18 protein-coding genes are annotated in these 18,769 nt (G+C 57.6%); 8 read left to right on the top strand and 10 right to left on the bottom strand.

The genetic code is table 11. From position 1 onward, the window contains the following. The first annotated feature begins 116 nt into the window (after positions 1-116). From AC2FH8_RS03960 to AC2FH8_RS03950, 3 genes are all read left to right on the top strand, one after another. The gene (locus tag AC2FH8_RS03960) at positions 117-1,199 is read left to right on the top strand and encodes a TRAP transporter substrate-binding protein (RefSeq protein ID WP_142633295.1); all 1,083 of its coding nucleotides are present in this window, start codon (positions 117-119) and stop codon (positions 1,197-1,199) included. A gap of 119 nt (positions 1,200-1,318) precedes the next feature. Next, positions 1,319-2,245 (top strand): TRAP transporter small permease subunit, encoded by a 927-nt coding sequence (locus tag AC2FH8_RS03955; RefSeq protein WP_271947526.1) that lies wholly within the window; start codon positions 1,319-1,321, stop codon positions 2,243-2,245. A 17-nt stretch (positions 2,246-2,262) separates the two neighbouring features. Then, complete coding sequence (locus AC2FH8_RS03950; protein ID WP_281971950.1) at positions 2,263-4,617, top strand: TRAP transporter large permease; 2,355 nt, start codon at positions 2,263-2,265, stop codon at positions 4,615-4,617. A gap of 136 nt (positions 4,618-4,753) precedes the next feature. Here the strand turns inward: AC2FH8_RS03950 and AC2FH8_RS03945 are convergent, their stop codons facing one another. The 4 genes from AC2FH8_RS03945 to AC2FH8_RS03930 all read right to left on the bottom strand — a co-directional run bounded on the left by AC2FH8_RS03945 (position 4,754) and on the right by AC2FH8_RS03930 (position 6,967). Beyond that, positions 4,754-5,143, bottom strand: a complete 390-nt coding sequence (locus AC2FH8_RS03945; RefSeq protein ID WP_496688362.1) for a VOC family protein — start codon at positions 5,141-5,143, stop codon at positions 4,754-4,756. Between the two features lie 6 nt (positions 5,144-5,149). Further along, a complete protein-coding gene (locus AC2FH8_RS03940; protein WP_496688360.1) occupies positions 5,150-5,974 on the bottom strand; it encodes an arginyltransferase in 825 nt (274 codons plus the stop codon). Positions 5,975-6,049: 75 nt separating this feature from the next. Continuing rightward, entirely contained in the window at positions 6,050-6,481 is a 432-nt protein-coding gene (locus AC2FH8_RS03935) for an RDD family protein (RefSeq protein ID WP_142635100.1), read from the bottom strand. A gap of 63 nt (positions 6,482-6,544) precedes the next feature. Continuing rightward, entirely contained in the window at positions 6,545-6,967 is a 423-nt protein-coding gene (locus AC2FH8_RS03930) for a DUF2852 domain-containing protein (protein WP_142633305.1), read from the bottom strand. A 282-nt stretch (positions 6,968-7,249) separates the two neighbouring features. Here AC2FH8_RS03930 and AC2FH8_RS03925 point away from each other — a divergent pair, with 282 nt between their 5' ends. From AC2FH8_RS03925 to AC2FH8_RS03910, 4 genes are read left to right on the top strand one after another with little or no spacing between them, the layout of a single operon-like run. Beyond that, positions 7,250-10,039 carry a [protein-PII] uridylyltransferase family protein gene (locus AC2FH8_RS03925; RefSeq protein ID WP_496688358.1) on the top strand — a complete coding sequence of 930 codons (2,790 nt, stop codon included), beginning with the start codon at positions 7,250-7,252 and terminating at the stop codon, positions 10,037-10,039. Further along, the gene (locus AC2FH8_RS03920; RefSeq protein WP_281971953.1) at positions 10,026-10,298 is read left to right on the top strand and encodes a hypothetical protein; all 273 of its coding nucleotides are present in this window, start codon (positions 10,026-10,028) and stop codon (positions 10,296-10,298) included. Before AC2FH8_RS03925 ends, AC2FH8_RS03920 begins: the two co-directional genes overlap by 14 nt. A 38-nt stretch (positions 10,299-10,336) precedes the next feature. After that, positions 10,337-11,539 (top strand): RSP_2647 family RNA methyltransferase, encoded by a 1,203-nt coding sequence (locus AC2FH8_RS03915; protein WP_496688355.1) that lies wholly within the window; start codon positions 10,337-10,339, stop codon positions 11,537-11,539. After that, positions 11,536-12,078 (top strand): RSP_2648 family PIN domain-containing protein, encoded by a 543-nt coding sequence (locus AC2FH8_RS03910; RefSeq protein WP_496688353.1) that lies wholly within the window; start codon positions 11,536-11,538, stop codon positions 12,076-12,078. Before AC2FH8_RS03915 ends, AC2FH8_RS03910 begins: the two co-directional genes overlap by 4 nt. Positions 12,079-12,149: 71 nt before the next feature. Here AC2FH8_RS03910 and AC2FH8_RS03905 read toward each other — a convergent pair whose 3' ends face one another. After that, positions 12,150-12,836 (bottom strand): M48 family metallopeptidase, encoded by a 687-nt coding sequence (locus tag AC2FH8_RS03905; protein WP_142633315.1) that lies wholly within the window; start codon positions 12,834-12,836, stop codon positions 12,150-12,152. A gap of 171 nt (positions 12,837-13,007) precedes the next feature. On the opposite strand from AC2FH8_RS03905, the gene AC2FH8_RS03900 reads away from it, so the two are divergent. Further along, the gene (locus AC2FH8_RS03900) at positions 13,008-14,492 is read left to right on the top strand and encodes an inorganic phosphate transporter (RefSeq protein WP_142633316.1); all 1,485 of its coding nucleotides are present in this window, start codon (positions 13,008-13,010) and stop codon (positions 14,490-14,492) included. Between the two features lie 36 nt (positions 14,493-14,528). Here the strand turns inward: AC2FH8_RS03900 and AC2FH8_RS03895 are convergent, their stop codons facing one another. The 5 genes from AC2FH8_RS03895 to AC2FH8_RS03875 all read right to left on the bottom strand — a co-directional run bounded on the left by AC2FH8_RS03895 (position 14,529) and on the right by AC2FH8_RS03875 (position 18,663). Continuing rightward, a complete protein-coding gene (locus AC2FH8_RS03895) occupies positions 14,529-15,713 on the bottom strand; it encodes a vWA domain-containing protein (RefSeq protein WP_496688351.1) in 1,185 nt (394 codons plus the stop codon). A gap of 3 nt (positions 15,714-15,716) precedes the next feature. Beyond that, the gene (locus tag AC2FH8_RS03890) at positions 15,717-15,887 is read right to left on the bottom strand and encodes a hypothetical protein (RefSeq protein WP_185956603.1); all 171 of its coding nucleotides are present in this window, start codon (positions 15,885-15,887) and stop codon (positions 15,717-15,719) included. Positions 15,888-15,903: 16 nt separating this feature from the next. Further along, positions 15,904-17,256, bottom strand: a complete 1,353-nt coding sequence (locus tag AC2FH8_RS03885; RefSeq protein ID WP_496688349.1) for a DUF2927 domain-containing protein — start codon at positions 17,254-17,256, stop codon at positions 15,904-15,906. Continuing rightward, positions 17,253-17,702, bottom strand: coding sequence for a GNAT family N-acetyltransferase (locus AC2FH8_RS03880; RefSeq protein WP_496688347.1), 450 nt, complete (start codon positions 17,700-17,702; stop codon positions 17,253-17,255). Before AC2FH8_RS03880 ends, AC2FH8_RS03885 begins: the two co-directional genes overlap by 4 nt. Positions 17,703-17,817: 115 nt before the next feature. After that, positions 17,818-18,663, bottom strand: a complete 846-nt coding sequence (locus AC2FH8_RS03875; RefSeq protein WP_271948074.1) for an AAA family ATPase — start codon at positions 18,661-18,663, stop codon at positions 17,818-17,820. Between the last annotated feature and the right edge of the window lie 106 nt (positions 18,664-18,769).

The following is an 18,769-nucleotide window of genomic DNA, read 5'->3' as shown; positions in this document are numbered from 1 at the left end:
CGTTTCTACGCAGTAGTAGGTATTCCCTTTCACTTCCTTGTGACTAGTCTTGCCGCTGTTGAATACGACAGGCCCGGACAATCCGGGTCATGATTATGAAGGGGAGGATCACTCATATGGACCGTCGTTCATTTCTGAAAACATCCGCACTGGGCGGCTCGGCTGCTGCAGCGACCACGCTGGCGGCACCGGCCTATGCACAGGGCAAGCGCACGCTGACCATGGTCACATCCTGGGGCCGTGGCCTTGCAGGTGTGTTCGACAGCGCGCAGCGTTGCGCCGACAGCATCACCACCATGTCGGACGGCAACCTGAACGTTGAGATCAAAGCAGCCGGTGAGCTGGTTGGCGCGTTCGAAGTGTTTGACGCGGTATCATCCGGTCAGGCCGACATGTACCACGCGGCAGACTATTATTTTGTGGGTCAGCATCCGGGCTATGCATTCTTTACCGCTGTTCCGTTTGGTATGACCGCCCAGGAACTGGTGAACTGGTACTACCATGCCGGTGGTATGGAACTGCATGACGAGCTGGGCGAAATCTTTGGCCTGAAATCCTTCCTGGCTGGTAACACCGGTGCGCAGGCAGGTGGCTGGTACTCGAAAGAGATCAACAGCCCCGAAGATTTCAACGGCCTGAAGTTCCGCATGCCGGGGCTGGGCGGTAAAGCTCTGGGTAAACTGGGCGCATCCGTGCAGAACATTCCGGGCTCCGAAGTGTATCAGGCGCTGTCATCCGGCGCGATCGACGGAACCGAGTGGATCGGTCCGTGGGCTGACGAAAAAGCCGGTTTCCAGGAAATCACCAAGACATACTACACCGCGGGCTTCCATGAGCCGGGTGCGGGTCTTTCGCTGGCAACCAACCGCGAGGTCTATGACAGCCTGTCTGCCTCGCAGCAGAAGATCATCGAGATCGCCGCAGGTGAATGCCATCAGTGGAACCTGGCGCAATTCCTGGCCAACAACGGCGCGGCGCTGCAGCGTCTGCAGGCTGGTGGCGTCAAGGTCATGGAGTTCCCGGACAGCGTTTGGGACGCGTTTGGTGCCGCAAGCCAGGAAGTCCTGGACGAGAACATGGGCGACGAGCTGTTCAAGCGCATCCACGACAGCGCGATGGAATCCATGGCCGCGTCTTCGGCCTGGAACAATCTGTCGTCGGGTGTCTACACCTCGCAGCGCGACCGCGTTCGCGGCTAAGTCACTTCGATCTTTGAAATCGGTTCCCCCGCATGTCGGGGGAGCCATTCCCGTTGCGCATCTGACGGTCGGACAAACTGTAACTCTCAAATGTGCAACTGACGCGACCTGGGGACAACATGCAGGACGAAAACGGTATCTCGTTCTTCGGCGCCCTGTGGAATGGACTGATATGGTTCATTCAGAACATTGCCGAAGCCTTCATTAATTTCGGATACGCCATCACGCATCCGCAACTCTGGCTAGACTGGTCGGACAAAGAAGCAGTCATGCGCTTTGTCTATTACGGCGGGTCGGTCGAGTTCTTCTTTGTGGTTTTCACGCTGTTTCTGGTGTTGACGGCCATTGGTCTTTACTACCGCAACTTCATGTGGGCGATGGTGCGCGGGCTTGAAGGCTTTGCCAACACGACGGGGCGTTTCTTCGCCTGGGCAGGCCTTTTGATGGTGGTTCAGCAGATCATCATCGTGTTCATGCAGCGGGTCTTTACCCGCCCGGATATGTCTTTTGGGCTGGGTATCCCGTTTCAGATGGATATCAGCTGGTTCGCGGAAGAGCTGAAACTGTATAACGCCATGGTCGTGTGCCTGTGCTGCACCTACACCTTTGTACAGGGCGGCCATGTCCGCGTTGACCTGATCTATGCCGGCATCAGCCACCGCGCCAAACGTGTGGTCGACATGTGTGGTGCCATACTGTTCATGATGCCGATGGCGGTGCTGACCTGGATGTATGGCTGGTACTTCATGTGGCGGCATCTGATCGTGCCGAAGCCCTCGGCCAGTGATACTTTGGACCGGCTGGTGGCCAAGTCCCGCGCGCTGCGCTGGAACGTGGAAACCATCGGGTTCAGCCCCAACGGATTCAACGGCTATTTCCTGTTCAAGATCTTGCTGATCGCCTTCGCAGCGATGGTGTTCCTGCACGCGATTGCATTCCTGTACCGCTCGTATCTGGAATATGTGGAAGGCCCGGAAAGTGTTGGAAAATACCTCGACAAGGACAGCCTTGGCGAGGGTGAAGAAGCCTACGAAGGCGCGCATTAGGGACGGAGAACCAGACAATGCTATTCGGACTTGATGGCGTCGAGATAGGCCTCATTATCGTATTTTTCTGCCTCTTCGGAGGTATTCTATCCGGTTTTCCGGTGGCCTTCGCCATCGGCGGGGCAGGAGTGATCTCATTCGGCATCATCGCCGCATTGGACAGCGCAGGTTTGCTGATTCACCAGGCGATCGACACCGGCTCTGCGGCGTATCAGGATCTGGTCAGCACGGGGGTTAAACCCGATACCATATCAGTGTTCCGCTTCCCGGACTTACCAAGGATTGCCGAGCCTGTTTTTGTCTCGGGCTGGGAAACCGCTCTGGACCGCAACGTGTCGTTCATCGTGAACCGCATGAACGAGCGTGTTCTGGCCGGTCAGTCCATTGAAACCCTTCTGGCGGTTTTGATGTTCGTGCTGATGGGCATCACGCTTGAACGGTCGAAGATCGCCAATGATCTGCTGACCACAATGGCGCGCGTCTTTGGACCGTTGCCGGGTGGTCTGGCCGTTTCGATTGTGGTCGTGGGGGCGTTTCTTGCGGCCTCAACCGGGATCGTGGGCGCGACCGTTGTAACCATGGGCTTGCTGGCGCTGCCAACCATGCTGCGCAACAACTATTCGCCTGAATTGGCGACGGGTGTCATTGCGGCTTCAGGTACGCTGGGGCAGATCATCCCGCCCTCGATCGTGATTGTTCTGCTGGGAACGCTGGCCGGTGACTTGTATTCGACGGCTCAAGAGACCCGCGCGGTTGACGCAGGATGCACGGACGCACTGACCTATCTGGGTGAGCCTGCGGTTGTCTCGGTCGGTACTTTGTTCCAGGCCGCCTTGCTGCCAGGGATCATGTTGGCGCTGCTATATGCGCTTTATGCCTTTGGCTATGCGCTGCTCAACCCGCATAAGGCGCCTGCGGTGCCCATGACCGGCGGCAGCGGAGAGCCCATTACCCGTTCAGAAGGTTTCACCTGGTTGCTGGGTGCGCCTGTCGCGCTGATCGTGGGTACAGTTCTGCTGGGCAATCTGGGGGTTATCGGCAGCCAGAACGTCTCGGTCTCGGCTTTCTCTGATATCGGGCAGGGCGCATCGCTGCGGACCAACGTTTCCGAAACCTGCAAAGCCTCGATGATTGAGCTGCATGGTCAATCCGCCTGGGATCAGGCCGTGGCCGAGCAAACGGCCATTGATGACGCAGGTGGTGCCGCAGAATCGACCCGTCTGACCGAGGAAGAACTGGCCACCGCGCAGCAAGAGAAGATTGCCAACGCCGCTCCGATTGGAACGGGTGTTGCGGTGATGGTTCTGTTGCTGGGTCTGACCATTGTGCTGGGTCGGGGCATTGCGCCGTCACGGTCGCCACAGCCGCTGATCCTTGGGTCCATTGGTCTGATCCTGATGTTGCTTGTCGATATTCTGTTCGTGTCGCCAACAACGTCGTCAGGGTTGACCTTTGTGATGCTGGCGTTGCCCTTTGCCTTGGCCATCTATGGCTGCAAAGAGGCTGCGGCGCGCTGTGCCACCAATGATCTGATCCGGGTGGTCTTTCCTCCGCTGGTTCTGATCATCGCGGTGCTGGGGTCGATCCTGGGTGGGGTGACCAACCCAACACCGGCGGCGGCTTTGGGCGCAGGTGGTGCGATCATGCTGGCGGCCTATCGCAAGCTGCAAGATCAGGAGCGGTCCGGCAAGGTCATCATCTGGGCCACCTTCGCCGTGGTCATTGCCCTGTTGATGGGGGTCAATTTTGATTTGCGCATCAATCAGAGCAGCGCCTCGGCCGAAACCTGGATTGCCTTCATCATAGCCTATGCGGCCTATCTGTATGCCCTGTTCGGTTTGCTGTTCGGCTGCTGGGTTCTTTATTCCAGCGGCGTGCTGACCCCGGTGGTGCGGGAAACCGCCAAGGTGACCTCAATGGTGTTCACCATTTTGATCGGGTCTCAATTGCTGAACCTTGTGGTGATCTCGTTTGGCGGTGAGCACTATATCCAGCAGTTCCTCAAGAGCTTTGACAATGAATTCACAGTCTTCCTGATCGTGATGCTGGTGCTGTTCTTCCTTGGGTTCGTACTGGATTTCCTGGAAATCATCTACATCGTGATCCCGATTGTAGGCCCGGTAATCTATGGCGGGTCTTTTGATCCGAAATGGGTGACGATCATGGTGGCGGTGAACCTGCAGACCTCGTTCCTGACACCACCTTTTGGATTTGCGCTGTTCTATCTGCGCGGGGTCGCGCCGAAAGAAGTGACCACCGGCCATATCTATCGTGGGATTGTACCGTTTGTGCTGATCCAGGTGGTAGGTATCGGAATCCTTTGGTTCTTCCCTGCGATTGTGACCATCGTGCCGGATCTGATCCCGAATTGATCAAAGATCAGGTGTTCAAATGAAAAGGGGGGCCAGCTGGCCCCCTTTGCTTTGTTTGTAGGTAGAAGGGGCCAGCCCCTTCTTGGCCTGCGGTCAATTCAACCCCGAGGTATTTTTGGCCAGATGAAGATGCGGATCAGGTGAATTGGATCAGATCCCATCTGTTTTCGAACGGGTCCTGCCAGACTGCTACGGTTCCATATGGTTCATGGCGCGGGGCTTCTTCGAAATGGACGCCTTTGGCCAGCATGTCCTTATAGTCGCGGTCGAAATTGTCTGTTTCCAGAAAGAAGCCGACCCGACCACCTGTCTGGTTGCCGATTGCGGTTCTCTGATCTGCATCGATGGCCCTGGCGAGTAGAAGTGAGCCCCCGGTGGATCCGGGTGGGCTTACGCGGACCCATCTTTTTCCAGCGCCCAAGTCGATGTCCTGCGTCAGGGAAAAGCTGAGTGTATGCGTGAAAAAGGCGATGGCATCATCGTAATCCGGCACGACAAGCGTAACGGCGTGGAGGCTTTGTTGCATCAGGTTTCAGCCTTTGGTCGGGTGACGATCAGGCAGTTGGATGCTGGCAACCTGTTCGGCGATGGGGGCTGTGGACAGCGGGTGGTGGCCGTCATGTGCAATGTCATAGGGATCCTTGACCCGTTTCCATTCGCCCTGGCTGTAAACTTCCAGCCCTGCAAAGCGGGATTTGTATCCCATTTTCGGGCTGCCAGGCACCCAGTAGCCAAGATAAATATAGGGCAGACCCGCCTCGCGTGCGATGTCGATGTGATCCAAAATCATGTACGTGCCCAGTGAATTCTGAGGCTGTTCCGGGCTATAGAATGAATAGACCATGCTCAGCCCGTCATCCAAGACATCGGTCAAACTGACAGCGATCAGATTGCCGGATTCCGGGTCTGAATATTCGACCACTCGGCTGCGTATGGGGGTCTCTTCGATCATGGCTGCAAATTCGAAGACGTCCATATCCGCCATGCCGCCATCCGCATGTCGGGTGTCAAGATAGGTGCGGAACAGGTCATACTGTTCGTCGGTAGCCCATGGGGAATTCGCCCGGCGTCGCAGATATGAGTTCCGCCTGACCGCGCGTTTCTGGCTTTTGCTGGGTTGAAAGGCCGAAACGTCAATCCGCGCGGACAAACACGCGGCGCAATCGGTGCAGGAAGGGCGGTATAGGACGTTCTGAGACCGTCGAAACCCTTGCTGGGAAAGGGAGTCATTCAGTTGATTTGCGCCTTCGCCCTGCAGCGCTGTGAACAGCTTACGCTCCATCTTGCCCTCAAGATAAGGGCAAGGCTGAGGGGCCGTAACGTAGAATTGCGGCGCGATTGGCAGCGTGTGTCGCATGAATGTCCTATGGTTCCTGAAACGGGATGATAACAACCGTTCCCGGAGCCGCCAAGTGATTCACGCGACAGTCTTTTAAGCGCGACGGTTAATCATAACAGTTCCGAGAAGGGTGTCAGTCAGGCCCTGGCCGCGCGCGCCGGTCAGCATCATGATGACTGAAATGATTTGCAGCACCGGAAATGCCATGCTGACAAAATAACCGGCTGTGTGTGCGACCGCTTTACCTGTGTCCATTCGTTCACCAAAAGCGTCGCGCAGTTCGACCCCCATGAAACGCATACCCAGAGTGGCCGAGCCGTTGGCGATTGTGACGACGCGATAGACAAAACTGACCACCGCATAAATCAGGGCGAGTATCAGTACGCCTAGCCCGAGGGTCAGGACGATGGCGACGGTACAAAGCAGCGAAATAAAGGCGATATCGAACAGCCAGGCCAGGAACCGTTTGGTCGTGACGGACTGGTAAAACTCGGGCTGTCGGTTCGGGTCTGGCAAGGAGTGCATACGGGTCATTCCGGTAGATGTTTCAAATACCCTGTCCCGATTGTCGGAACAGGGCAAGGTCGATCAGGCGTTATCGCCGGTTTCATCGCTTTCGCGGTTCTCGCGGACGCGTTCATCCATGAACTGGTCGAATTCGGCCTTGTCTTTCGCTTCGCGCAGGCGATGCAGGAACGCTTCGAATTCCTGTTGCTCACGCTCCAGCCGAGCCAGAGTGTCGGACTTGTAGGCGTCGAATGCGCTGTTGCCCGAGGGTTTCATTGCGCTCATGTGGCTGTGCCAGGATTTGCGACGGCTGCAGGATTTGTTGAACATACGTTTGCTCCAGATCATGTAGGCCAGAAGGGCCAGGCCGACGGGCCAGAAAAAGATAAAGCCAAGGACCATGGCTGCGATCCAGGCCCCTTTGCCTTTATCGTCAAGCCAGGCTTCTGCGCGGCTGAGCCATCCCGGGTTTTCAGGGACGGCGTGTTCGGTCAATGCGGTCATTGGTGCTCTCCGGGTTAGATGTAAATTGCTTTCACATTGAATAGATGGGGGCACCAAACCCAGTTACAAGAGGTCAATGTGAAAATGATTTACATTTCTGAATTTCGGATGGTTGACCTGACATCTGAACAAGCGCAATTTCAGTCTAACGCACCACGGTTTCTTTCAAACATTGGCTGGGTTGTCTGCTGCGGCGCTGTTTTGAGTTAAGCGCCAAATTGTTGCAATGTCGGGTCAGATATTTGGCCACAGAAATACTGAAACCACGTCATCGGAGATGAAATGACAGGACTTCTTGCCGTCAACCGTGTACCGCGCGCCTTTGATCCTTCACTTGGTTCCGAAGCGCGCGATGCAGTGGGTGGCATTACACCTGAGCAGGGGGAACTGATCGCAGGGGCTGCGGGCTCCAGCCCCTATCTCAAAGGCCTGATTGATCTGGAAGCTGACTGGCTACCGCAAGCTTTGGCGCAACCGGACGCGATGCTTGCATCCATTATGGAAACCGCAAGGGCCTTGCCTGCGGATCAACTCAGGCCGGGGCTGAGGCAGGCCAAGAGGCGTTTAGCGCTGTTGACCGCCCTAGCGGATCTGGCAGGGGCCTGGCCGTTGGAAAAAGTTACAGGGGCACTAACCGATTTCGGGGCCATGGTAGCGGATGTTGCCGCCAAGGCCGAGATTGCAACCTTGATCCGGCGAGGTAAATTGCCGGGGATGACCGAAGATGATATCGCCTCTGCCGCGGGAATGATCATATTGGCCATGGGCAAGATGGGTGCGCATGAGTTGAACTACAGCTCTGATATCGACCTGATCGTTTTGTTTGACGAAACGCGCTATGATCCGGACGATTTCTATGATGCGCGGCAAGGGATGGTCCGGGCGACACGGAATTTCTGCGCCACACTCAGTGACAAGACAGCGGATGGATATGTATTTCGCACGGATCTAAGGCTGCGGCCTGACCCTGCGGTGACGCCAGTTTGTCTGGCTGCGGAAGCTGCCGAACGGTACTATGAAAGTCTGGGCCGCACTTGGGAGCGCGCCGCATATATCAAAGCGCGTCCCTGCGCTGGCGATATCGCTGCGGGGCAGCGTTTCTTGGATACGCTCCGCCCCTTCATCTGGCGAAGGCATCTGGACTTCGCGGCTATTCAGGATGCCCATGACATGCGCTTGCGTATCCGCGAAAACAAAGGGACAGGCGGTGCGCTGACCATTCCGGGTCATGATATGAAACTAGGGCAAGGCGGGATACGCGAGATTGAATTCTTCACTCAGACCCGACAGTTGATTGCCGGAGGTCGCGATACGGACCTGCGCGTGCGTGGCACTGTACCGGGTTTGGCGGCTTTGGCCGGCAAAGGGTGGGTGCCCGAGGACGTGGCTGAAAAGCTTACCGATCACTACCGCGCGCATCGCGAAGTTGAACACCGCATTCAGATGATCCATGATGCGCAGACCCATAAGATTCCGCAATCCTCGGACGGGATTGAGCGGATTGCATGCCTGATGGGGATTGATAGCGCCGATCTGACTGCGGATCTGAAACGGCGACTGACCGAGGTTCATGAGTTGACCGAAGGTTTTTTCGCCCCCGGCCCGACAGCCCGTGCACCTTTGCCAGAAGTTGAATTTGACGAAAGCATATTGGCGCGCTGGACGACCTACCCATCACTGCGTTCTCAGCGCGGGGCGCGGATTTTCGAACGGCTGAAACCAGAGCTGCTGACGCGTCTTGCCAAAACCGCCCAACCGGATGAGGCGCTGCTGGCACTGGACGGCTTCCTTCGCGGGTTGCCTGCGGGCGTGCAGCTGTTTTCTCTGTTCGAGGCCAACCCGCAGCTTATCGACCTGCTTGTCGATATAGTAGGCACGTCGCATGCATTGGCCGCGCATTTGTCGCACAACGCCTCGGTCTTTGATGCGGTGATTGGCGGCAGCTTCTTTGACGACTGGCCGGGCCGGACGGTGCTGCAGGGCGAATTGGAGCGAGAACTCTCGCAGGAGCAGGACTACGAAAGCCAGCTTGATCTGGCGCGGCGCTGGTGCAAGGAATGGCATTTCCGGATCGGCGTTCACCATCTGCGCGGGTTGATCGACGGCGTGCAGGCCGGGCAGCAATATGCCGAACTTGCAAGCGCGGTGATCGCTGCGATCCTGCCATGTGTTGTGGACCAGTTCACCAGCAAACACGGGCCCGCACCTGGTCGCGGTGCCGCTGTGTTGGGCATGGGATCCCTGGGGGCAGGGCGGATCAACTCGCAATCTGACCTTGATATGATCGTGATCTACGACCCGCTGGATCAGGACATGTCCGAGGGCCCACGGCCTCTTGCCACGCGGACCTACTATGCCCGGTTCACGCAGGCACTGATCACGGCGCTGTCGGCTCCAATGTCGCAGGGGCGACTTTATGAGGTCGACATGCGGCTGCGCCCCTCGGGCAATCAGGGGCCGGTGGCGACCAGTTGGGCCAGCTTCACGAACTATCAGCAGAATGAGGCATGGGTGTGGGAACACCTAGCCCTGACGCGCGCAAATCCCGTCGCCGGTGAGCCCTCTCTGGCCGACGATATCGAGGGCTTTCGAACAGAGCTTGTTTCGCGCTCCCGCGATCAGGCGCAGGTTTTGCGCGAAGTTGCCGAAATGCGCGCGCGTCTGGCAGCCGCGAAAACCCCCGCCGGTATTTGGGATGCCAAGAATGGGGCCGGACGCATGATGGACATAGAGCTGATGGCCGAAACAGGCGCTTTACTGTCCGGTGTTGCAAAGCGCGATGTACATGCCGGGTTGGACGGTGCAGTCGCAGCCGCGCTTTTGGATGTCGCTCAGGCGCAAACGTTGAAGGATTGCTACGATCTATGCTGGTCTGTGCAATGCGCAGCTCGACTGTTGTCAGGTAAGGTTATCGAGGCCGATAAAATCGGAGAGGGCGGTTCCGCCTTCCTGTGTCGGGCCACCGGGTATGAGCAGGTAGAACAGTTGCAGGCCGCGTTGCAGGAAAGCTACGATATCGCCGCCGAAATTATCGGCCGCGTGATTCAGGAGGATAAAGATGCCGCGCAATGACGATCCGAACGATCACAAAGGCCTGATCCGCGAGGCCTATCGCATCGATGGCATCACATTGCCCGAATGTCGCAGTATCTTTCTGGACTGGGCGTTGAGCCTTCCGGAGGGGCGTGATCAGAGGCAAGCCCTGTCTGACCTGCACGCCATCTATGCCAAAGATGAGGCCGATCACCCAATGACACAGGTGCTGACCGAAGGGTTGCAATCAGCTCAGGCGCCGAAACGGCGCGGTGGTTGGCGGTCTCGCAACCGCTAGGGCTTTCCCCTCGGCGCGTTCGCGACTATGAGGTCGCCATGACCCAAACTGCAGACCGTCCCCGTATCCGCCTGAAACCCAAAGCCAATGCGCGCGGCCTTCGCCATGGCTTCCCGTGGGTCTATGCCAATGACATTGTCACCGACCGTCGCACGCGCAAAATCCCTGCTGGCGCGCTGGCCGTGCTCGAGGATGAAAATCGCGCGCCGATCGCGTTGGTGGCGGTCAATCCTGAATCGAAAATCATGTGCCGTGTGCTGGACCGCGATCCTGACGCCGAGCTGACGGCTGATTGGTTCGAAACCCGTCTGCGCCGCGCGCTTGATATGCGCGAACGCCTGTTTGACTCGCCCTTTTACCGCCTGATCCATGCCGAGGCCGATGGCTTTCCGGGTGTCATCATCGACCGGTTCGGTGAGGCGTGTGTGATCCAGCCCAACGCTGCCTGGGCCGAAGCGCATCTGGATATGTTGACCGATGCACTGACCGCCGTGACCGGCGTGACGACCGTGCTGAAAAACGCCTCGGGCCGGACACGCGGTCTGGAAGGGTTGGATGATGTCAACCTGACCTTGCGCGGCACTGTCCCAGATGCGCCTTTGCCCGTGTTGATGAACGGTGCAACCTATATGGCGGATTTGGCGGGCGGTCAGAAAACCGGCCTGTTCTATGACCAACGCCCCAATCACGCCTTTGCTGCGCAGCTGGTTCAACCCAAGGCACAGGTACTGGATGTCTTCAGCCATGTCGGAGGGTTCGGGTTGGCGATGCTGGCGGGTGGCGCCGGACAGGCGCTGTCGGTCGACGGGTCGGCCGCGGCATTGGAGTTGGCCGCAAAAGGGGCCGAGGCTTCTGGCTTTGCCGATCAATTCAACACGCGCCAAGGCGATGCCTTTGATGTGTTGGCTCAGTTGAACGACGAAGGCGCTAAATTCGACGTCGTTATCTGTGATCCTCCCGCCTTTGCACCATCAAGGCAGGCGCTGGATGCAGGGCTGCGGGCTTATGAACGCATTGCGCGATTGGCCGCCACACTGGTCAAGCCGGGCGGATATCTGGGCTTATGCTCTTGCTCGCACGCTGCTGATCTGGGCCGCTTCCGCGACGCCTCATCCCGTGGTATCGGGCGCGCCGGGCGCTCAGCCCAACTGATCCATACGGGCTTTGCCGGGCCCGATCACCCGCAACTGCCGCAGCTGGCTGAAAGCGGTTACCTCAAGGCCGTGTTCTACCGGTTATGAAGGCTGTACTCGATACCTGCGTCATCTATCCAACGGTGATGCGTGAGATGCTGTTGGGCACCGCCCGACTAGGTCATTTCACCCCTATATGGTCGGCGCGCATCCTCGAGGAATGGGCCCGCGCCGCGCGCAAACTGGGCCCCGAAGGCGAGGCGCAGGCCCGTGCTGAGATTGCCCTGACGCAGGTCAAATGGCCCAAGGCAGAACGCCCAGCCAATGATGGCCTGCAGGCTCGGCTCTGGCTGCCGGACGCCGCTGATATCCACGTTTTGGCCACTGCAGTAGCCGCGTCAGCGGATATCATCGTCACGGTCAACGCCAAGGATTTCCCCAGAAATATTCTTGCAGAAGAAGGGCTTGAGCGGCGTGACCCTGACAGTCTGCTGCATGGTTTCTGGTATAACGACCCGCAAGGGCTGGACCAGCTTGCACAGCAGGTACTGGCCGAAGCAAACCGCCTGTCAGGCGATACATGGACTTTGCGTGGATTGATGAAAAAAGCCCGCCTGCCGCGTCTGGGCAAAGCGCTCGCCAGCTAAGTGGGATCCCTACTTCATCTGGCTAAAATTACCTCGGAGAGCGCGAGGGGCTGGCCTCTCGCCGCCGAGCCTCAGCCACGCGCCCAACGCTGCTCAAGCACTTCCAGCGCCGCAATCCGCTCATCCGTTTTGGGATGGCTCATCAACCAGGCGGGTACAACGCCCGCGCGTTGCTGCGTCAAATCCTCAAGCTTATGAAACAGAGACTTTTGCGGGCCGATGCCGATTCCGGCTTTGGTTAGCAGGGCGGCGGCATATTCATCTGCTTCATATTCATCCCCACGTGACAGGCGCGACGCCAAAAGCGCAGTCAGCGCATTTGCAATCATCGCACCGATGAATGGGATGAACCGGCTCAGAAGCAGCATCAAGGCTGTCCGCAACGCATTCTGTCCAGAAAAATCAATCATCCGCCGACGTGCATGACCCAAGGCCACATGCCCCAGTTCATGTGCGATGACGCTCGCCATCTCTTCGGCGGAAACCTCGCCATTGAGGAACTTGCGATAAAACCCGCGTGTGATGAATATTCGTCCATCCGGCGCCGCAAGCCCGTTCACCGGGTCGATTTCATATATATAGACCGGAACCCTCTCGATCCCCAGCGCCGCCGCCAGCCGGTCAGTCATACGCTTGAGGGCGGGATCGGCCAGTTCGGTCGATTTCAGGTCAAGCTCGCGATGGGTGCGCCAGACCGAGATCCGGTACATCACCACGGCATACAGAACCGCCAGAAGAATTGGAGTAATTCGGAGCATGGTTCTGATATGGGGATAAGCAGACACAAGGGCAAGGCATCAGCGTTTCCGTGGGCCTGAAAGGTCTCCAAGCGGCCATGACGCAGTGGAAACTGGGTTCTTTAGGATTCTAACTGTTGAAAAACGCCGCCTGCCGCCTTATCCGCACGGGAACTCGTCGGAGAACATACAATGTCCAACAATGACCACGAAGCCCGTCACCTGGAAACGCTTGACCGCGACCTTAGACGCTTTTCTCGGCTAGAAGTGGCAACCTCCCAGGTGGGTCGCCCATTTGTCGGGTCTGGCATCGCGCTTTCTTTTATCGTTGTCGCAGGTCTTGTGGCAGCCTTCCTGTTCGGACAAGGCAACAACACGCTGATCGTAGTACTTGCGGCAATGTTTGGGGCATATATGGCGCTGAATATCGGGGCCAATGATGTTGCCAACAATATGGGACCGGCGGTCGGGGCCAATGCGCTGACCATGGGGGGCGCCATCGCGATTGCTGCCATATTCGAAAGTGCCGGCGCGCTGATCGCTGGAGGTGACGTTGTTTCCACGATCGCGAAGGGCATTATCGCTCCTGAAAGCATGGGAACGCAGACTGTATTCATCTGGGCGATGATGGCGGCTTTGTTGTCTTCGGCGCTTTGGGTCAACCTGGCGACCTGGGTCGGAGCGCCCGTGTCCACGACCCACTCGGTTGTCGGAGGCGTCATGGGGGCGGGGATCGCCGCAGCCGGTTTTGGCGCAGTAAGCTGGGGAACCATGAGCAAGATCGCAGCGAGCTGGGTTATCTCGCCCATGCTTGGCGGTCTGGTGGCGGCTGGTTTTCTTTGGTTCATTAAGGCCAGGATCATCTATCAGGACGACAAGATCGCGGCGGCCCGGAAATGGGTTCCGATGCTGGTTGGTATCATGGCTGGGGCGTTTGCAAGCTACCTGGCGCTGAAGGGTATCAAGAAGATCGTCAAGATCGACCTGAGCACTGCTCTGCTGATCGGGGCAGTCTGCGGGGCGTTGGTCTGGGCAGTTATGATTCCAGTTATTCGACGTCAATCCGAAGGGCTGGAGAACCGCAACAAGTCCCTCAAAATATTGTTTGGCATTCCGCTGATCGTGTCCGCTGCACTTCTCAGCTTTGCACATGGGGCCAATGATGTGGCCAATGCCGTTGGGCCTTTGGCAGCCATCGTGCAAGCCTCTGCCTCGGGTGATTTCACCCAGGCGATCAGTATTCCCTATTGGGTCATGATCATCGGCGCCTTTGGCATTTCGTTTGGCCTGTTCCTGTTTGGGCCAAAACTGATCCGAATGGTTGGCAGCCAAATAACCAAACTTAACCCGATGCGTGCCTATTGCGTTGCGCTGTCCGCAGCCATCACCGTTATCGTGGCCAGTTGGCTGGGTCTTCCCGTAAGCTCGACCCATATTGCAGTGGGTGCCGTCTTTGGCGTCGGCTTCTTCCGGGAATGGGATGCTGAAAGACGGCTGCGTAAAGCCCGCATTACAGTGCCTGAGCGGACGGTTCTGGCACCGGAAGAACGCCGCCGGCGCAAGCTGGTGCGCCGCTCGCACTTTATGACGATCATAGCAGCCTGGATTATTACCGTGCCCGCGGCGGCTGTGTTGTCGGGTGTTCTGTTTCTGGGCATTCAGGCCATCGCCGGGTAATCCCGGCCTCGGCAGAACCTGATCCGCGGGCTGGCGCTATCGCGTCAGCTCGCGCATTCCTTTTTCCAGCCCGGCCAGCGTCATCGGCACCATCCGATCCTGAAAAATCTCGCGGATCATTCCGATTGAGTGAGTATATTCCCAATACTTCTCAGGCACTGGGTTAATCCACAGGTTCGATGCCCATTGGTCGCGTGCCCGCTGCAGCCAGATCTGGCCAGCCTCCTGGTTCCAATGTTCATTGGCACCGCCGGGATAGGCGACCTCATAAGGGCTCATCGAGGCGTCACCGACGAAGATGCATTTGTAATCGGGACCATAGGTGCGCAACACCTCATGGGTCGGCGTCTGCTGGTCCCAGCGGCGGATGTTGTCACGCCAGACACCTTCGTACAGGCAGTTGTGGAAGTAGTAATATTCCAGATGCTTGAATTCGGTTCTTGCGGCCGAGAACAGCTCTTCCACCACTTTGATATGTGGGTCCATTGAGCCTCCGACGTCCAGAAACAACAGAACCTTGACGGCATTGTGCCGTTCGGGCCGGGTTTTGACGTCTAGATATCCATGCTCGGCTGTGGCGCGGATGGTGCCGTCCAGATCAAGCTCTTCTGCAGCACCCTCGCGGGCCCAGCGGCGCAGGCGTTTCAGCGCGACCTTGATGTTGCGCGTGCCCAGTTCGACCGTGTCGTCCAGGTTCTTGAATTCGCGCTTGTCCCAAACCTTGACCGCGCGCTGATGACGGCTTTCCTTCTGGCCGATCCGCACACCTTCCGGATTGTACCCGTAGGCTCCGAAGGGCGACGTTCCTGCCGTACCGATCCACTTGTTGCCACCTTGATGGCGGCCTTGCTGATCCTTGAGCCGCTCTTTCAGCGTCTCCATCAGCTTGTCGAACCCGCCAAGGGCCTCGATCTCGGCTTTTTCCTCTTCGCTGAGGTGCTTCTCCGCCATCTTCGCCAGCCAATCGGCAGGGATGTCGACGGCTTCGAGGACCTGTTCGAACCCGATCTGTTCCAGCCCTTCAAAGCTGGCGGCAAAAGCGCGGTCGAACTTGTCGATATTGCGTTCGTCCTTCACCATCGACACGCGGGCGAGGTAATAGAACGCCTCGACATCATAGGTTGCCAGCCCCTTTTTCATACCCTCCAGAAAGGTCAGATATTCCCGCAGGGATACGGGGATACCGGCTTTGCGAAGGTTTTCGAAAAAGGGAACAAACATGGGCTACACCACAAAGCGAACCAGAACCAAGGACAGGATTAGCCCGACCAGCGCAAAGGCGATTCCATATCCGGCTGCATATTGCGCGATATCGGCGCCGCTGCCGTTGCGTTTGCGCGCGGTCAACGCCCCAAGGAGCGCACCCAGCACCGCCAGTCCCAGAACCACTATCATGCGTTAATCGCCCCCGTTAATTGACTGGTCCTTCTGCGACGTCCTGCATAAGCGACCGGGCCACTACATCCGAGCCAAAGCCGTATCGTGCCCATCTCAGACTGTCCAGTCTGACGGAACGTGCCTCTGCGGAACGGCCGACTTCATTCAGGACCTCGGCTTTCAGCAACAATAACGTTGCAAGCTGCGAGGCGTTCTCAGCCCGTGTCATCACGTTAATAGCGTCGTCGATTTTGGGCAGGAACTCTGGCCCATTGCCTTGCGAAAGCGCAAAGGCGCCCAGTTGGGTCGTGATGTAGGATCGATGCAATTCCGTGCCCGGTGTAGCGCGCAGAAACTGCAGGGCAATATCATATTGGCGCAACGCTTCATGCGGATCATCGAACTGTTCCATGCGGCCCATCAGGTAATGAGGGTAAGCGCGCCGGTGATCGGTCCAACCTTGTTCCTTGCCAATTCGGGCTGCCTTGCGGGCCTGCCTCATGCGCGATTGCTGGCTGCGACTGGATTGCAAGGATTTCTGAATTGCTGAAATCCAGGCTCGTGGAGTTTCCGACATGGGCTGTACCGGCACCGCATCACCGCGCGGATTCAGACGCGAGAGAATTTCGGGTATGGCCGTTTCGACCTGTTCACGTGTCATACCGCTGTGCAGTTGGGATGAATATGCGGCCTTCAGGATCAACATGTCGAACCCGGTCAGGACCGTGTGGATATTGTCATCGTTGAATACCGAGTCCGGAAGGCGATACAGGTCATTCAGCGGGCCAAGCGCCTGTGCAATCTCTTCGTGCAGGCAGTCACGTTTTTCCTGCGGACTTGCATCTGCGGGAATGAAGATGCCCAGTCGCTCACGGCTGCTCAGTTTGGTCCAGCTGCTTTTCTGTTTGAACCGATCCCGGCGGTACTCCTCAAGGCTTGAGGCATTGGGTACCACGAAACATGCAGCCTGAGGCAGGATGTCCTGAATTTCTTTTTGACTGACCGCCGCGATCGTGATGTTGGCCTGACCGTCCCTGATCTGTTTGATGTCTATCCCGGCCTCGGTGCGCAGACGGGTCAGCAGGCGGCCCAGATCCTTTTGAAGCGAGGCCGTCGCAGCCCCTGTCAACCGCACCGTGATCGGGGTTTCGAACCGGGTAAAAACAGGCAGTTCCGTACCCCCTTCCAGTGCGAAATGCAGAGAGATGAAATCCGCTGCAATGTTTTCATTCGACCGCGCCGGAGGCGAGGGGTATGCACGCGTAAAGGACTTGGCGGGGGGCAGGGGTGGTTCGACGTCCACAATCTCGGGTGGGCTTTCGGCAGGCTCAATCGTGGCACATGCAGTCAGGACAAAGCTGATCAAGATTGCGACCCATCGCGTCATGGGCGCTGATACTTGATGAAAGGTGTCTGTTTGCCGATCCTGTCATAGAGCTTTCGCGCGGTATGGTTGAAATCCTGCGTCAGCCAATAGACAGACGGTGCACCTTGCCGGTCCGCTTCGTCGTAAACGGCCTGAATCAAAGCGCGACCGACCCCCATGCCGCGCGCCTCGGGCCGGGCGAATAGGTCCTGCAAGTAGCACACGCTTTCTTCCTTCCAGGCATGGCGGTGGAACAGAAAGTGGGTCAAACCCACAAGCCCCCCGTCGGCCTGCGCGACGAAACAAGAAAAATCGTTCGGATCATCCCCCAGCAGTCGCGAGAATGTGCTGTCATAGACGGAATCCGGAACCGTCGTTTCATAAAACGCCAGATAGTCCCGCCACATATCCGCCCAGTCCTCGCGATCAGTCGGATGCAAGGCTCGAATTGTTACTGTTTCTGGCATTGCTGAGTCCCGTTGGGTCTGATGGTAAATTGCCCGGACAAGCCGGGCAACCCGAGACCAATGCTTGCATCCGAGACTTGCTAAGGCAAGCGGCGATCACCGAGGGTTTACCGGCTCAGCGTTTGTTGCGGGCCATGAATGCCAGGCGTTCGAACAGGTGCACGTCCTGTTCATTCTTAAGCAGCGCACCGTGCAGTTTGGGCAGGGCATTGGCGCCATCGCGCTTGAGATCTTCGGCGGTCAGGTCCTCGGCCAGCAGCAGCTTGAGCCAGTCCAGCACCTCTGAGGTTGATGGCTTTTTCTTCAGGCCCTGAGTTTCGCGAATCTCATAGAACTGGGTCAGAGCCGTTGTCAAAAGCGCGTCTTTGATGCCGGGATGATGGACCTCGACGATGCGGCGCATCGTAGCCTCATCAGGGAACCGGATATAGTGAAAGAAACACCGGCGCAGGAAGGCGTCGGGCAGTTCCTTTTCATTGTTCGATGTGATGATGACGATCGGACGGTTCTTGGCGCGGATCGTTTCGCTGGTCTCGTAGACGTGGAACTCCATCTTATCGAGCTCTTGCAGCAAATCGTTCGGAAACTCGATATCGGCCTTGTCGATCTCGTCGATCAACAACACGACCTTTTCATCGGTTTCAAAGGCCTGCCACAATTTACCCTTGCGGATATAGTTCGACACGTCGTGCACGCGCTCTTCACCCAACTGGCTGTCGCGCAGACGACTGACGGCATCGTATTCATACAGTCCCTGCTGCGCGCGGGTGGTGGATTTCACGTTCCACTCGATCATCCGCAGCCCCAACGCTCCGGCCACCTGCTTGGCCAACTCGGTCTTGCCAGTTCCCGGCTCACCTTTGACCAGCAAGGGACGTTCCAGCGTCACGGCGGCATTTACCGCAATGGTCAGATCGTCTGTGGCGACGTATTCGGCTGTTCCTTGGAAACGTGCGGTCATTGGCCCCTCATCAAGTGTCGCGCGAAATGCGCCCTTGGGGTTACCGCGCAGCAGAAATTTTGACAAGCCAGGTCGCTGCGTCGCATGAAGGGAAATTGCCAAGTAA

This window comes from Ruegeria sp. CDSC025 (assembly GCF_059610805.1).
The sequence above is the reverse complement of the archived record's forward strand: the minus strand, read 5'-3'. Positions and strand labels throughout refer to the sequence as shown.